Here is a 14,713-nt window from a genome sequence, read left to right as displayed (position 1 = left end):
TTGGAGGATGAACAGATGTCCATTTTAGTTGCTGGGGGAGCCGGCTATATCGGATCCCACATGGTGAAACAATTAGTTGAATCAGGCGAAGAGGTCGTGGTGGCCGATAATCTTTCGACTGGTCATAAAAAGGCTATTAATCCTAAGGCTAAGTTTTATTATGGTGACATTCGTGACCGGGCCTTTTTAGATCGGATTTTTGTGAACGAAGACATTACGGCCGTGGTTCATTTCGCAGCTTTTTCGATTGTTCCTGAATCAATGCAAGAGCCCTTAAAGTATTTTGATAACAATACTGGTGGGATGATTACTTTACTGGAAGCCATGCGAGACTTTAAAGTTAAATACATTGTCTTTTCATCAACGGCAGCAACTTATGGGATTCCAGAAACGATGCCGATTAAGGAAACCGATCCACAACAACCAATCAATCCATATGGTTTATCAAAATTAATGATGGAAAAAATGATGGCTTGGGCTGATGAAGCCTATGGCATTAAGTTTGTCGCCCTTCGCTACTTTAACGTGGCGGGAGCAGCTGCGGATGGTACGATTGGTGAAGATCACGGTCCAGAAACTCACTTAGTACCGATTATTATGCAAGTGGCACAAGGGAAACGAGCTGAGTTGAGTATCTTTGGTGATGACTACAACACCCCAGATGGTACCAACGTCCGCGATTATGTTCATGTGATGGATTTGGCGGATGCTCATATCCTAGCCTTGAAGTATCTGGAAGCTGGTAATCCAAGCAATGCCTTTAACCTAGGGTCATCAACTGGTTTCTCCAATAAGGAAATGCTTGAAGCTGCCCGTGAAGTTACTGGGCAAGAGATTCCGGCAAAGATTGCGCCTCGTCGTCCCGGCGATCCAGATTCATTAGTAGCCGCTAGTGATAAGGCTCGGGAAGTATTAAACTGGCAACCAAAATATGATGATGTGCACGATATTATTGCGACGGCATGGCAATGGCACTCAACTCATCCTAAGGGTTACGACGATCGGAATTAAATTTAATTTTTTAAATCGCATTATGGGATTCCATAGTGTGATTTTTTTATCCTTGCCTTGAAGTTAACAGACTACCGGCTAATATGTTAAGATTGTACAGATTATTAATTGAAAGGATAGAAACAATGAAAATACTGGCCATTGATACATCTAACCAGCCGATGGCAATCGCTTTAGTTGAAAATCGTAATTTAATGGCGACGACGACATTAAAAATGGTTAAAAATCATAGTGTTTATGTTTTACCGACGATTGATCGATTGATGGAAATAGTTAAGTGGACTCCTGAGGATTTGGATCAGATTGTCGTTGCCAGTGGTCCAGGATCTTATACTGGGATTCGAATCGCGGTTACTACCGCCAAGGTTTTAGCGGACACGCTAGGAATTAACTTGGTTACTGTCTCGAGTTTGCAAGTGTTGGCAGCGAATATTCCACCGTTGACGAACGAAATCATTGTTCCCTTTTTTGATGCGCGTCGGGGGACGGTTTTCGCTGGTCAATACCAATGGCAAAATGGCTCCTTACTAAATATACAATCTGATCAGCATCTTGAAATGGCCGACTTAATCAGCCAATTATCAAAGTGCGCTGATTCAGTTGTCTTAGTCGGTGAAGTAACAGCTAAATTGGCGCCACTGTTAACTGATTTACCGCAAGGAATCCGGTTAATGACTGACGTTAGTGCTTTACCGTCAGCTTATCAACTGGCATTGTTAGGTGATGGTAAGGCGTCAGTAGCGGATGTCAATACGGTGGTTCCAAGATATTCACGGCGGACCGAAGCGGAAATGAATTGGTTGCAAACCCACCCAGAGGGAATGGATCACGATTATGTTCAACGGGTTTAAAGATTGGCTGCACAAGCGATTTGACGCTTCTGAACCAATTAGTTTTGGAACGGTTGAAGAGCAGGTTGCCCAGAATCAAGTAGCATTTCGCCAAGCTAATGCTAAGGATGCTGATGCTTTCGAAATTATTGAGCGGCAAATTTATCAGGCTTCACCGTGGGGACGTGTGGGCTTTTTAAATGAGTTATATCATCGAGAGCGCTTATATTTAGCCATCATGGTTAATCAACAAACGGTTGGGTACGCGGGAATGTCATTTAATCGCCGTCAATTAGATGCGCATATTACTAACCTGGGGATTATGCCAAACTTTCAAGGGCAAGGAATTGGCACCAAAGTCATTCAACACTTACTGGAAGTTGCTCAAACACAGGGAATGTTAACAGTTTCTTTAGAAGTGAAACAGCATAATCCTGGAGCTCAACGCTTGTATGAACGATTAAATTTTGAATTGTTGCGCGTGCGACATCACTACTATCGAGATGATGGGGATGATGCCTTAGAAATGGTAATTAGCTTGCCGGTGAAGGGAGGAAAAGGATGGCAAAACAAGAATTAATTTTAGCCTTCGAATCCAGTTGCGATGAAACCAGCGTGGCCGTAGTGGAAAATGGGCATAAAATTTTAAGCAACATCGTCGCAACGCAAATTGCTAGTCATCAGCGTTTTGGGGGCGTGGTACCTGAAGTGGCCAGCCGTCATCATATCGAACAAATTACGGCATGTATTAATGATGCTTTGTTGGAGGCCCAAGTAACCTATGACGATTTAACGGCGGTGGCAGTTACCTATGGGCCGGGCTTAGTTGGATCATTATTGATTGGAGTAACCGCTGCTAAAGCGGTGGCTTGGGCTCATCATTTGCCATTAGTGCCAGTAAATCATATGGCTGGTCATTTATATGCGGCACGGTTTGAACACGAATTTTCCTATCCACAAATGGGACTATTGGTTTCTGGCGGCCATACGGAGCTAGTTTACATGGCAGCACCACACGAATACCAAATTATTGGTGAGACCCGAGATGATGCCGCCGGCGAAGCCTATGATAAGATTGGACGAGTGATGGGGATTGCGTACCCAGCCGGGAAACGGGTTGATGAAATGGCCTTACAAGGGACTGATACCTTTCATTTTCCTCGAGCCATGGAAAAAGAAGATAATTTAGACTTTTCTTTTTCAGGACTAAAAAGTGCGTTTATAAATACGGTACACAATGCTCAACAACGAGGAAAACAACTAGATGATAATGATTTAGCTGCATCATTTCAGGCGAGCGTGGTGGATGTTTTAGTTGAAAAGACTATCAAGGCGCTAGATCAATATCCGGTTAAACAACTGATTTTAGCCGGCGGAGTTGCTGCTAATCGAGGATTGAGGTCTCGTTTGGAAAAGGACCTAGTAAAATTTCATCCTGAAGTTGACTTACTCAAGGCCCCTTTGAAACTATGTGGCGACAATGCGGCGATGATTGGGGCGGCTGCGCATATTGGTTACCAATATGGTGATCGGGCGGATTGGTCTTTAAATGCTCAACCTGGCTTATCGCTATAAAAGTGCTAATTATTGATAATGATAAAAAACGGATCCTAATTTTGGGATCCGTTTTTTGGGTGTGAGGTTAATTAGTTTGGTGCAGTGAAGCCGACAATTAAATTTTATTAGCGTTAGTAAATCAAAGTTGACAATCTCTTATGTTAAAAGGATTAAAGGACAATCAGCACCAATGATATTTTAGGATTATAAAATTAATTTAGTATTTTCCTCGGACGATCCAAATAAACCAAACATACATAAAGGGTGAATTAAGTGCTAGTAGCCAGCTGGGGGCGAAAGGACATACTAAGCTATAGCCAGCAATTAAGATACCTGTCAAAATTCCGCAAACTTGAATAACGCGGTTTTTAGTAGTGAGGGATGAAGAAATCATCCAGATTCCTTCAAAAATATGAGCGGCGTATCGTACGGTATTAGGCAGGGTGAGACTGACTGTGGCAATCCCTAGACTAAGATTGCCGCTGATTCCATAAAAATTATTTAAATATAAGAGACCACTTAAAACATCTAAGATAATCCAATAGGTCCCAGCCTTTTTACCCCAATCCGGTACTGGTAATTTATTAATGAAGAAGAACATCGATAAATGCCAGATTAAACCAAGATATTCTCGTAAGTATTGACCAATTCCACTTGTGAAAGCAAAAAATGGGGTCGAGACAATGAGTAAACTAAATGCAATCCAGGATACTGTACGCATTGATGGTAAATAATCATCTTCAAGCGTCAACCAATTTTTAATTTGTGACATCATAACCTCCTAAAATGATATCTGAATTTTGTATTTTGATCTTAATGTATATCAGCTCGTGATACAATGGCTAGGGAACTAAAGATACAAATGAGGTTAAAGATGTATCATATCAAAGAAGATCAACGAAGTATCCAATCGGCTCAGCTGATTTCAGAAGGGCTAGCGATGGTTCTCAAAAAGAAAGATTATTCAGATATTAGTATTTCAGAAGTATGCAAGATTAAAGGTATTGCTCGCACGACTTTTTATCGTCATTTCGATACTTTAGACGATGTTTTAATGTATCAATATGATCAATTATTCCAGCAATCAATTCGAAATTATGCTGACAATTCATATGAACCGGTGAGTTTTGCAAGACTATTACTACAAATTGCAACTGAAAATCCAGCCTTAACTACAGCGATTATCAAGAGTGATCGGCGTGAACTGTTAGTTACGGCCACTCGATCGAACGAAAAGTTGATCATGGATTTACTTCAGATTCAACTTTCGAATAAAGATTTGTCATATTTAACAACCTTGCTCACTTATATTGCCTATGCGACTTTAAAAGAATGGGTAGAACACGGTTGCCAAGAAAGCTTTGATGAACTCTATGAATTAATGAAACGGGAAGTAAAATTTATCGCAAACCAATTTTGATTTCTGCTGTGGTGAGAATTAGTTTGACTTTTACGTTGTTATTAAATATAATTTGATAGTCGAATCTTTTGATATTCGAAATAAATGCAAGGTAGGTGACACAATTGGCAATCATGACAGCTCAGGAAATCATGGATTTAATTCCTAACCGATTTCCAATCTGTTATATCGATTATGTTGATGAGATGGAGCCGGATCAAAATATTGTGGCCACGAAAAATGTAACCATTAATGAATCATTCTTTCGCGGACACTTTCCCGGAAATCCAGTAATGCCTGGAGTTTTAATTATTGAAACCTTAGCCCAAGCGGCCTCGATTTTAATATTAAAATCACCATCATTTTACAAAAAGACGGCCTATTTAGGAGCCGTCAAGAACGCCAAGTTCCGAGGTATGGTTAAGCCAGGTGATGTGATGAAGCTACACATTAAGATGCTAAAAACCCGTTCTCGGATGGGAATTGTGGATGCAGTGGCGACAGTCAACGATAAGAAAGTTTGCAGTGCAGAATTAACCTTTATCGTGGCTGATCGTGAAGAAAAAATCTAACGAGGCCATCATTCTAGAGTGTTATTTAGCTCCAAAGGAAAGGGACGCACATGAAGAATGATGATTATCGAGAAATCGCCCAAGCTTTGACGCGTGTTAATACCGCAATTACTTGGATCGAGGAGCAAGAATTAAGGAAAAGTCGATTCAATGATTTGACCTTAAAAGAGTTACATGCAATCGATGCAATTACGATGTATGACCAGCCGACGGCCTCGGTTCTCGCGGAACGTTTGCATGTTGCACCGGGAACGGCTACGGCAACAATCGACCGTTTATGTCGAAAGGGTTATGCACAGCGGTTGTCTGATCAGCATGATCGACGGGTAATTCGGATCACTTTGACGAAGAAGGGTCGGTTAATATATCGAACGCAACGGGCCTTTCATGATCGTTTAGCCAATAGTTTCTTAAAGGATGTTGACGACGATCAATTAGGGGTGATCAAGAAGAGTTTGGCGAACTTAGAAGATTTTTTAAATGTAAACCTAAGATAGTAAGAGGAACCCATCTTCGTGGAAGCAATCAAAATTATTGAGACGGCACGATATGCTCCGTCCAAAATAGTTACCAATGACGACTTATCACAGATTATGGACACTTCTGATGAATGGATTACGGAGCGGACAGGAATTCGCCAGCGCCACATTAGTGAGGGTGAAAACACTTCAGATCTAGCGATAAAAGTTGGAGAAAGGCTGCTCGCCAAGAGTGGATACCAGCCTGATCAAGTTGATTTGATTATTGTTGCCACCATGTCTCCAGATGCTTATACGCCTGCTACGGCGGCCATCGTACAAGGTGAATTGGGTGCCAGCCATGCCGTTGCCTTTGATATATCAGCGGCTTGCTCTGGTTTTATGTATGCCATGATGGTAGCTAAGCAACTTTTACAAATGCCGACCGTTAATCGGGCGATGGTCATTGGTGCTGAAGTCTTGTCTAAGATTATTGATTGGCAAGATCGGACGACGGCTGTTTTGTTTGGTGATGGCGCAGGTGGCGTGCTTTTAGAAAAAGACGCGACCGCTACTTCTATAGTATTAGGCCAGAATTGGCAAACCTTTGGTGATCAGCATGATGCTTTATCGGCTGGTTATACCAAGGTTGCCAATCAATTTCCAGGACCAGTCACTGATCTAAAGCCCTTTTATATGGATGGGCACGGCGTCTATCGCTTTGCGACACATCAAGTACCCAAATCAATAATTGCGGCCGCTGATCAAGCGTCAATTGATGTTGATGCAATTGACCACTTTATCTTACATCAAGCTAATGCTAGAATTATAAGGTCGGTTGCTAAACGTCTCCACGTGTCACAAGAGAAATTTCCTATCAATATTAATGAATATGGAAATACCTCAGCGGCCAGTGAACCAATCCTTTTATCTGAATGTGTTGATCAGGGGATTGTAAAACGCGGGGATATTATTGCCCTGAGTGGTTTCGGGGGTGGCTTAACCGTTGGAACCATGATTATTAAGTATTAAAGATATAAAAAGTGAGGATATTATAATGACTAAAGAAGAAATTTTTGCCAGTGTTAAGGAAGTTGTTGTTGAAGAATTAGATCTTGATGAAGATCAAGTTACTTTAGACGCAAAGATCAAAGAAGACTTAGATGCAGATAGTCTAGATGTTTTTGAAATCATGAACGAATTGGAAGACAAGTTTGATATTCAACTTGATGTTGATGAAAACGTACAAACGATTGGTGATGTAGTTGACTTCGTTAAGAAGCAAATGGACGAACAGGCTTAATTAAATGCGTTTAGGGATTCTGTTTAGTGGCCAGGGCTCACAGAAGCCGGGAATGGGGATTGACCTTTTGGCCGATCCTCCTTTTCTAAAAACTGTAAAAACGGCTAGTGAAGCTAGTGGCCTTGATATTGAAACGATTCTTCGTGGTGAAAATGGTGAGCTGGACCAAACAATCAATGTTCAACCAGCGCTTGTTACCTTTAGCTACGGAATTTATCGAATGTTGCAGCGGGATGTACCCGAATTGCCAATTGCAGCCATGGCCGGTCTATCTTTAGGTGAATATGCCGCCTTGATCGCGAGTCAGGCAATTGACCTGTCGTCTGGCATTAGTTTATTAGCTGATCGGGCGAAATACATGCAAGCTGATGCTGATGCAGTCACCAGTACAATGGCAGCGATTGTAAAGCCTAATTTACCAGAGGTGTTAGCGATTTGTGAAGCAAGCCAAAAGAACGGTCAACCGGTATACGTCGCTAACTATAATTCACCATCTCAAGTGGTTTTAGGTGGGACTCTACCAAATTTACAAGTGGCGGTGGATCAAATTACGGCCAATGGTTACGCCAAAAAAGCAGTAATTTTGAAGGTCAACGGGGCCTTTCATACGCCGCTCTTTAATGGGGCGCGAGCTAAAATGCATGACCGGTTACAAAGTGTTGATTTTAAGGAACCGGTTGTCCCGATGATTAGTAATACGACGGTTCAACCTCTCCATGCTGATGAAATTAAAGCAGTCATGGAGTGCCAATTGGCAGTTCCAACTCATTTTGGTGAAGATCTGCAATATATGATTGATCACCAAGGGGTCGATGCCACTTTGGAAATCGGACCAGGTAAGACCTTGTCACAATTTGCCAAGCAAGTTGATCGAGGATTAACTCGTTATCATATTGAAACTTTGGCTGATTATCAAGAATTTGTAAAGGAGATCCAAAATGGAACTCAAGGATAAAGTAGTCTTAATCACCGGAAGTTCGCGAGGAATTGGTGCTGCTACGGCCTTAGCTTTTGCTAAAGCTGGCAGTAAAGTAATCCTGAACGCCCGTCATGAGCTACCGAGTGAATTGACGGATGAACTAACGGCTTTAAATACTGAATATACTTTCTTACAAGCGGATGTTGCTGATCCAGATACCATTAAGGATTTTGCCCAAACTGCTTGGGATGCCTATGGTCATGTGGACGTATTAGTTAACAACGCCGGGATCACTCGCGATAAGTTAATGATTGGGATGAAGTTAGATGACTTTGATCAAGTTATTAACGTCAACTTGCGAGGGCCATTTATGTTAACGCAAGCTATTTTGAAGAAAATGAACAAACAACGTTCAGGGAGTATCGTTAATTTAGCTAGTGTTGTTGGCCTACATGGGAATGCCGGTCAAGCTAACTATGCTGCTAGTAAAGGTGGCATTATTGGCCTGACGAAGACCGTGGCTCAAGAAGGGGCAATGCGTGGGATCCGTTGTAACGCGATTGCACCGGGAATGATTGAAAGTGATATGACGGCAGTTTTGTCAGATAAGGTTAAAGAACAACTATTAAACCAGATTCCATTAAAACGGTTGGGTAACCCTGAAGAAGTGGCCCAAGCAGCACTGTTCTTGGCACAAAATGACTATGTCACAGGACAAGTGATCGTGGTTGATGGTGGAATGACTATTTAGGAGGTCCAAATGACTCGAGTAGTGATTACAGGGATGGGAGCGATTGCCGCAAACGGGAATGGCTACCAAGCTTTTGTCGATAATACTTTAGCTGGTAAAGTTGGAATTAAGAAGATTACCAAGTTTGATGCAAGTGAAACTGGCATTACGGTTGCTGGTCAGATCGATGATTTTGATCCAGCACAAGTGGTTGGCAAAAAAGAAGCCCGGCGAATGGATTTATATTCTCAATATGCAGTCCAAGTTTCTCAAGAAGCGATTGATATGGCCGGGATTAATGAAGAAAACACTAATCCAGAAGACATGGGAGTCATCTTTGGCTCGGGGATCGGTGGTTTAACAACCATCGAAGAACAAATTATTAAGATGCATGAAAAGGGCCCACGGCGGGTTTCACCATTTTTCGTACCAATGGCGATTTCTAATATGGCTGCTGGTAACATTTCGATTCGCTTTAATGCACAAAATATGGTTAGTTCGGTTGTGACAGCTTGTGCGACGGCCACGAATGCCATTGGTGATGCTTATCGGCAAGTTAAAGAAGGCCGGGCGGAAGTAATGATTGCTGGTGGTTCTGAAGCAGCAGTTAATGAAATTGGAATTGCTGGATTTGCTGCTTTAACCGCCCTTTCAACAAATGAAGATCCAAAACACGCTTCATTACCATTTGATAAAGACCGGAATGGTTTCGTTTTAGGTGAAGGTGGGGCCGCTCTGGTATTAGAAAGTCTTGAACATGCCCAAGCACGAGGAGCCAAGATTCTTGGCGAAGTGGTTGGTTATGGATCAACCGGTGATGCTTACCATATCACTTCACCAGATCCGTCTGGAAAAGGTGCCGCTCGGGCCATGCAACAAGCCATTAAAGAAGCGGGGATTACGCCGGATCAAGTTGATTATATTAATGCACACGGTACGGCGACCCATGCCAATGATAGTGGTGAATCCAAGTCCATCAACCGGGTATTTGGTGAAGATAATCACGTGCTGGTAAGTAGTACCAAGGGAATGACCGGTCATTTACTTGGTGGGGCCGGAGCAGTTGAAGCCGTCGCAACGGTAGCTGGCTTATTACAAGGGAAGTTACCAGCCAATGTTGGCTGCTTTGAACAAGATCCGGAATGCCAAGTTAATTTGGTAACAAAAGATAATCAAGACCAACCAAAGGCGGAATATGCCTTGAGCAATTCTTTAGGGTTTGGTGGTCACAATGCCGTTTTAGCCTTCCGGAAGTGGAGTGATTAAGATGGAATTTAAAGATATTCAAAAATTAATGACGGCTTTTGAAAAATCGACCACGCGCGAAATGGATTTAGCAGATGGTGATTTTCATCTTTATTTAAGCAAAAATGAACAGTCAATTCGGTCTGTAGAACCGTCAACAACTAGTCCAGCTGTTTCAGCTCCGTCAACAAAAGGTGCTGAAGAAACCCCAGCTGAACCTGTGAAATCAGCTGGTCAATTAATTAAATCGCCTTTAGTTGGAACAGTTTATCTACAACCAAAGCCGGATACTCCAGCTTATGTTGAAGTTGGTAGTCAAGTTAAAGTTGGCGATGTTGTATGTATTGTGGAAGCCATGAAAATGATGACTGAAATTAAGAGTGAAGTTGCGGGAACCATTAGCGAAATTAATGTTCAAAATGGTGACTTAGTGGAAGTTGAGCAACCACTCTTCACAGTTACGGAGGGCTAAAATGTCAGAACCATTATTAGATTCAACAGCTATTCAAAAGATTTTGCCACACCGTTACCCAATGCTATTAATTGATCGGGTGGAAGAATTAGAACCTGGTCAACGCGCGGTAGCAACGCGGAATGTCACGATTAATGAAAATGTCTTTAATGGACATTTTCCGCAAAATCCAGTCTTACCAGGAGCTCTAATTGTCGAATCACTAGCTCAAACTGGGGCGGTTGCTTTACTCTCACAACCGGAATTTAAGGGGAAAACAGCTTACTTTGGTGGGATCAAGTCTGCCCAATTCCGCAAGGTTGTCCGACCTGGTGATGTGATGAAGTTAGAAGTAACTTTAGATAAAGTTAAACGCAACATTGGTTCAGGGAAAGGAATTGCCTGGGTTGATGGCAAAAAAGCATGTACAGCTGAACTAACCTTTTTCATTGGATAGGAGACAAAGATGTTTTCAAAGGTACTAGTAGCTAATCGTGGGGAGATTGCGGTTCGAATTATTCGGTCTTTACGGGAATTGGGGATTAAGTCGGTAGCGATTTACTCAACTGCTGATCGGGATAGTTTACACGTTCAATTAGCCGATCAAGCTGTTTGTGTCGGCACCCAACGTCCACAGGATTCATACTTAAATATGAATAATATTTTGGCAGCTGCGATTGGTACAGGTGCCGAAGCAATTCATCCCGGATTCGGCTTTCTTTCAGAAAACGCTGAATTTGCGGAAATGTGTGAAGACCTCGGAATCAAGTTCATTGGGCCACGTCCAGAAACCATTGATCAAATGGGTAATAAGGAACATGCACGGGAACAAATGATCAAGGGTCATGTCCCAGTAATTCCCGGGAGTGATGGTTATGTCCAGACCGCGGAAGAGGCTAAACAAGTTGCGGATCAAATCGGTTATCCCGTTTTATTGAAAGCCGCTTCCGGTGGTGGTGGAAAAGGGATTCGACGGATTGAATCGGCCCAAGAATTAGCGCGCTCCTTTAATGAAGCCCAAAGTGAAGCACGGGTGTCCTTTAATGATGACCGGATGTATCTAGAAAAAATTATGGAAAACGTGAAGCATATTGAGGTTCAAGTTTTTCGTGATGATTTCAATAATGCCGTTTACTTTCCAGAACGAGATTGTTCACTACAACGGAATAAGCAGAAGGTAATTGAAGAAAGTCCTTGCCCGCTGATTACTGAAGAACAGCGTCAAGAATTAGGTGAAATTGCCCTGCGCGCGATTGAAACGATTGACTATCGGAATACGGGAACCTTAGAGTTCTTGATGGACCAAGATCATCATTTTTACTTTATGGAAATGAATACTCGGATTCAGGTGGAACATACAGTTACCGAAATGGTAACGGGAATTGATATTGTGAAGGCTCAGGTTACGGTTGCCGCAGGGGAACCATTGCCATTTAGCCAAGCCGATATTCAATTGAATGGGCATGCGATCGAATGTCGGATCAATGCTGAAGATCCGCAAAAGAATTTTATGCCATCGACAGGTGAGGTTTCCTATCTTTACTTACCAGTTGGTAATCTGGGAATGCGGATTGATACGGCCTTGTATCCAGGTTCCGTTGTAACCCCTTTTTATGATTCAATGATTGCCAAGGTCATTGCTTTAGGCAACGATCGAACGGAAGCCATTGAAAAGTTAAAGCGGTTAATTAATGAAATGGTAATAATGGGAATTACCACTAATCAAAAATTTCACCTTGCAATTCTAAACGATCCGGAATTTATTGCCGGCACCTTTACAACTAATTATCTTGAACAAGAATTTTTACCACGTTGGAAGGGAGAGGTTCGTAGTGAAACTGTATCGTAAAAGTAACACTTTAAGCGAACACCACATCAAAGCTGACCCAGCTGCTAATCAAAAAGTTCCTGATGGTTTGTGGCAGAAATGTCCGAAATGTCAGACTGCCCTTTTTATGAAACAATTAGACCAATACGTGACCTGCCCGAAATGTGATTATGGCTTTCGGATCTCGGCTCAGGATCGTTTAAAGTGGCTGGTGGACGATTTTCAACCCATGGATACGGATTTGCAAACGGCTGACCCCTTGGATTTTCCGGGATATTTAGACAAAATCCAACGAGCCCAGCAGCAAACCGGGTTGAATGACTCGGTTGCGACTGGACGAGCGGTAATCAATCAAACCAGTTTTAATCTTGGTATTATGGATCCAACCTTCATTATGGGATCTTTGGGTTCGGTAACTGGTGAAAAGATTACCCGCTTGTTTGAAGATGCAACGCAAGACCGATTGCCAGTGGTACTGTTCACGGCATCGGGAGGAGCACGAATGCAAGAAGGGATCACCTCCTTAATGCAAATGGCGAAAGTTTCCAGTGCGATTGCTCGACACAGCGAAGCTGGTTTATTATATATTGTGGTTTTGACTGATCCGACGACTGGTGGGGTTACCGCTAGTTTTGCCATGCTAGGGGATATTATTTTAGCTGAACCACACGCGATGGTTGGCTTTGCCGGCCGCCGGGTGATTGAGCAGACCATGCATGAAAAGATTCCAGCCAATTTACAAGAGGCTGAAAATGTTTTGGATCACGGTTTTATTGACCAAATTGTCAAACGTCAGGATGAAAAAGCGACCATAGAATGGTTGTTGCAGAATGGAGGTCATTAGCATGAGTCAGTTAACAGCAGCTGAAATTGTCAAAGCCTCCCGCAGTGAATCAAAAATCACTGGTGTGGAAATTATTCAACAACTATTTCCGGATTTCATGGAACTTCATGGTGATCGGCGAGGAAGTGATGATCCGGCGATTGTTGGTGGTTTAGCGACCTTTAATGGTCAACCAATTACGGTCATTACGACGGATCGTGGGAGGAGTATTGCTGAGCGAGTGGCTAAACATTTTGGTAGTCCTGAACCTGGTGGATATCGCAAAGCCTTACGATTAACCGAACAAGCGGGTAAGTTTCATCGTCCCGTAGTGATGCTGGTTAACACTGCCGGGGCCTATCCGGGACGTTCCGCTGAGGAAAATGGTCAAGGCCAAGCCATTGCAGAAAATCTCTTAGCAATTAGCCAAATCCCAACGCCCATCATCACCATCATTTATGGTGAAGGGGGGAGTGGTGGGGCGCTCGCATTGGCCTGTGGTGACCAGGTTTGGATGCTTGCCAATAGTACTTACTCAATTTTATCTCCTGAAGGTTTTGCTTCAATCTTATGGAAAGATAGCAGTCGCGCGGATGAAGCAGCTGAAGTGATGCAAATGACTCCAGAAGCCCTTTTGAAAAAACAGGTTATTGAAGGTGTCATTCCAGAATCAACTGATCATCAAGTCACGACGGCACAGATTGAAGCTGTTCTCAAACGGGAATTACCGAAGTTACAAGAGTTAACCCCCGAAGAATTACTTAGTCAACGTCACCAACGTTATCGAAAATTTTAAAAGGAAGAAGCTATGTCAGGCATTTTAGAAAATAAAAAGATTGTCATTATGGGAGTCGCCAACAAGCGTTCAATCGCTTGGGGGTGTGCCAAAGTGATGGCAGAACAAGGTGCGGAGCTTATCTATACCTATAATCGTGATCGGACCTTAAAGAGTATTAAAAAGTTAGTTGATGATGATAACCGTTTGATTCAATGTGATGCATCCGATGAAGCTAGCATTCAAACGGCTTTTAATACAATTTTAGACCGGTTTGGTAAGGTTGATGGGATCGTCCATTCGATTGCTTTTGCTAACCAAGAAGATTTGGGTGGCGAAATCATGGATGTAACGGAAGAAGGATATAATTTAGCTCAAGATGTATCCGCATATTCTTTAATTGCGGTTGCGCGAAATGGTCGTAAGATTTTAAATGATCCGGCCAGTATTGTAGCAATGAGTTACTTTGGCGCAGAACGAGCAATTCCTAATTATAATGTAATGGGAGTTGCTAAGGCCGCTCTAGAAGCGAATGTACGGTACTTAGCTCGCGATATGGGTAAGTATGGCGTACGCGTGAATGCGATCTCGGCAGGAGCAATCAAGACTTTAGCGGTTACCGGGGTTCAAGGACACAAAGACTTATTGCGGATGTCGCAAGAACGAACAGTTGATGGGAAGGATGCCACTCAAGAAGAAGTAGGGGGAACCTGTGCTTTCTTAATGAGTGATTTATCAACTGGGGTAGTTGGTGACGTGATATACGTTGATAAGGGTGTCCATTTAATTTAATAACTACTAATCTTCCTGAA

General features: G+C 42.6%; 19 protein-coding genes. 18 read left to right on the top strand and 1 reads right to left on the bottom strand.

Annotated elements, in window-relative coordinates; translation table 11 throughout:
* Positions 1-15 precede the first annotated feature (15 nt).
* The 4 genes from galE to tsaD all read left to right on the top strand — a co-directional run bounded on the left by galE (position 16) and on the right by tsaD (position 3,416).
* The gene (galE, locus tag PS3_RS02255; protein ID WP_007121906.1) at positions 16-1,011 is read left to right on the top strand and encodes a UDP-glucose 4-epimerase GalE; all 996 of its coding nucleotides are present in this window, start codon (positions 16-18) and stop codon (positions 1,009-1,011) included.
* Positions 1,012-1,136: 125 nt separating this feature from the next.
* On the top strand, positions 1,137-1,862 hold the full coding sequence (gene tsaB / locus PS3_RS02250) for a tRNA (adenosine(37)-N6)-threonylcarbamoyltransferase complex dimerization subunit type 1 TsaB (protein ID WP_007121905.1): 726 nt from the start codon (positions 1,137-1,139) through the stop codon (positions 1,860-1,862).
* Complete coding sequence (gene rimI / locus PS3_RS02245; RefSeq protein ID WP_050950796.1) at positions 1,846-2,421, top strand: ribosomal protein S18-alanine N-acetyltransferase; 576 nt, start codon at positions 1,846-1,848, stop codon at positions 2,419-2,421. Before tsaB ends, rimI begins: the two co-directional genes overlap by 17 nt.
* Entirely contained in the window at positions 2,403-3,416 is a 1,014-nt protein-coding gene (tsaD, locus tag PS3_RS02240) for a tRNA (adenosine(37)-N6)-threonylcarbamoyltransferase complex transferase subunit TsaD (RefSeq protein ID WP_007121904.1), read from the top strand. The genes rimI and tsaD overlap by 19 nt, the downstream gene beginning before the upstream one ends.
* Positions 3,417-3,615: 199 nt before the next feature.
* Here the strand turns inward: tsaD and PS3_RS02235 are convergent, their stop codons facing one another.
* Positions 3,616-4,170, bottom strand: coding sequence for a hypothetical protein (locus PS3_RS02235; RefSeq protein WP_040467931.1), 555 nt, complete (start codon positions 4,168-4,170; stop codon positions 3,616-3,618).
* Positions 4,171-4,272: 102 nt separating this feature from the next.
* On the opposite strand from PS3_RS02235, the gene PS3_RS02230 reads away from it, so the two are divergent.
* The 14 genes from PS3_RS02230 to fabI all read left to right on the top strand — a co-directional run bounded on the left by PS3_RS02230 (position 4,273) and on the right by fabI (position 14,693).
* Positions 4,273-4,818: a TetR/AcrR family transcriptional regulator gene (locus PS3_RS02230; protein ID WP_040467930.1), complete on the top strand. Its 546-nt coding sequence runs from the start codon at positions 4,273-4,275 to the stop codon at positions 4,816-4,818.
* Positions 4,819-4,922: 104 nt separating this feature from the next.
* Complete coding sequence (gene fabZ, locus PS3_RS02225) at positions 4,923-5,369, top strand: 3-hydroxyacyl-ACP dehydratase FabZ (RefSeq protein ID WP_040467929.1); 447 nt, start codon at positions 4,923-4,925, stop codon at positions 5,367-5,369.
* A gap of 50 nt (positions 5,370-5,419) precedes the next feature.
* Positions 5,420-5,866 (top strand): MarR family winged helix-turn-helix transcriptional regulator, encoded by a 447-nt coding sequence (locus tag PS3_RS02220; RefSeq protein WP_007121902.1) that lies wholly within the window; start codon positions 5,420-5,422, stop codon positions 5,864-5,866.
* 18 nt (positions 5,867-5,884) lie between these two features.
* Positions 5,885-6,859 carry a beta-ketoacyl-ACP synthase III gene (locus PS3_RS02215; protein WP_007121901.1) on the top strand — a complete coding sequence of 325 codons (975 nt, stop codon included), beginning with the start codon at positions 5,885-5,887 and terminating at the stop codon, positions 6,857-6,859.
* A gap of 25 nt (positions 6,860-6,884) precedes the next feature.
* Positions 6,885-7,130 carry an acyl carrier protein gene (locus PS3_RS02210; protein ID WP_007121900.1) on the top strand — a complete coding sequence of 82 codons (246 nt, stop codon included), beginning with the start codon at positions 6,885-6,887 and terminating at the stop codon, positions 7,128-7,130.
* 4 nt (positions 7,131-7,134) lie between these two features.
* Positions 7,135-8,085, top strand: a complete 951-nt coding sequence (locus PS3_RS02205) for an ACP S-malonyltransferase (protein ID WP_007121899.1) — start codon at positions 7,135-7,137, stop codon at positions 8,083-8,085.
* A complete protein-coding gene (fabG, locus tag PS3_RS02200) occupies positions 8,069-8,800 on the top strand; it encodes a 3-oxoacyl-[acyl-carrier-protein] reductase (protein ID WP_007121898.1) in 732 nt (243 codons plus the stop codon). The genes PS3_RS02205 and fabG overlap by 17 nt, the downstream gene beginning before the upstream one ends.
* A gap of 9 nt (positions 8,801-8,809) precedes the next feature.
* A complete protein-coding gene (gene fabF / locus PS3_RS02195; RefSeq protein WP_007121897.1) occupies positions 8,810-10,045 on the top strand; it encodes a beta-ketoacyl-ACP synthase II in 1,236 nt (411 codons plus the stop codon).
* Position 10,046: 1 nt separating this feature from the next.
* Positions 10,047-10,496 carry an acetyl-CoA carboxylase biotin carboxyl carrier protein gene (accB, locus tag PS3_RS02190; protein ID WP_007121896.1) on the top strand — a complete coding sequence of 150 codons (450 nt, stop codon included), beginning with the start codon at positions 10,047-10,049 and terminating at the stop codon, positions 10,494-10,496.
* 1 nt (position 10,497) lies between these two features.
* Positions 10,498-10,932: a 3-hydroxyacyl-ACP dehydratase FabZ gene (fabZ, locus tag PS3_RS02185; RefSeq protein WP_007121895.1), complete on the top strand. Its 435-nt coding sequence runs from the start codon at positions 10,498-10,500 to the stop codon at positions 10,930-10,932.
* A gap of 9 nt (positions 10,933-10,941) precedes the next feature.
* Positions 10,942-12,324 carry an acetyl-CoA carboxylase biotin carboxylase subunit gene (gene accC / locus PS3_RS02180; protein WP_007121894.1) on the top strand — a complete coding sequence of 461 codons (1,383 nt, stop codon included), beginning with the start codon at positions 10,942-10,944 and terminating at the stop codon, positions 12,322-12,324.
* The gene (gene accD, locus PS3_RS02175) at positions 12,308-13,147 is read left to right on the top strand and encodes an acetyl-CoA carboxylase, carboxyltransferase subunit beta (protein WP_007121893.1); all 840 of its coding nucleotides are present in this window, start codon (positions 12,308-12,310) and stop codon (positions 13,145-13,147) included. The genes accC and accD overlap by 17 nt, the downstream gene beginning before the upstream one ends.
* 1 nt (position 13,148) lies before the next feature.
* A complete protein-coding gene (gene accA, locus PS3_RS02170) occupies positions 13,149-13,922 on the top strand; it encodes an acetyl-CoA carboxylase carboxyltransferase subunit alpha (protein ID WP_007121892.1) in 774 nt (257 codons plus the stop codon).
* 12 nt (positions 13,923-13,934) lie between these two features.
* On the top strand, positions 13,935-14,693 hold the full coding sequence (gene fabI / locus PS3_RS02165; RefSeq protein ID WP_007121891.1) for an enoyl-ACP reductase FabI: 759 nt from the start codon (positions 13,935-13,937) through the stop codon (positions 14,691-14,693).
* Positions 14,694-14,713 lie beyond the last annotated feature (20 nt).

The sequence above is a fragment of the Limosilactobacillus gastricus PS3 genome, assembly GCF_000247775.1.
GTDB classification, from domain to species: domain Bacteria; phylum Bacillota; class Bacilli; order Lactobacillales; family Lactobacillaceae; genus Limosilactobacillus; species Limosilactobacillus gastricus_A.
The sequence above is the reverse complement of the archived record's forward strand: the minus strand, read 5'-3'. Positions and strand labels throughout refer to the sequence as shown.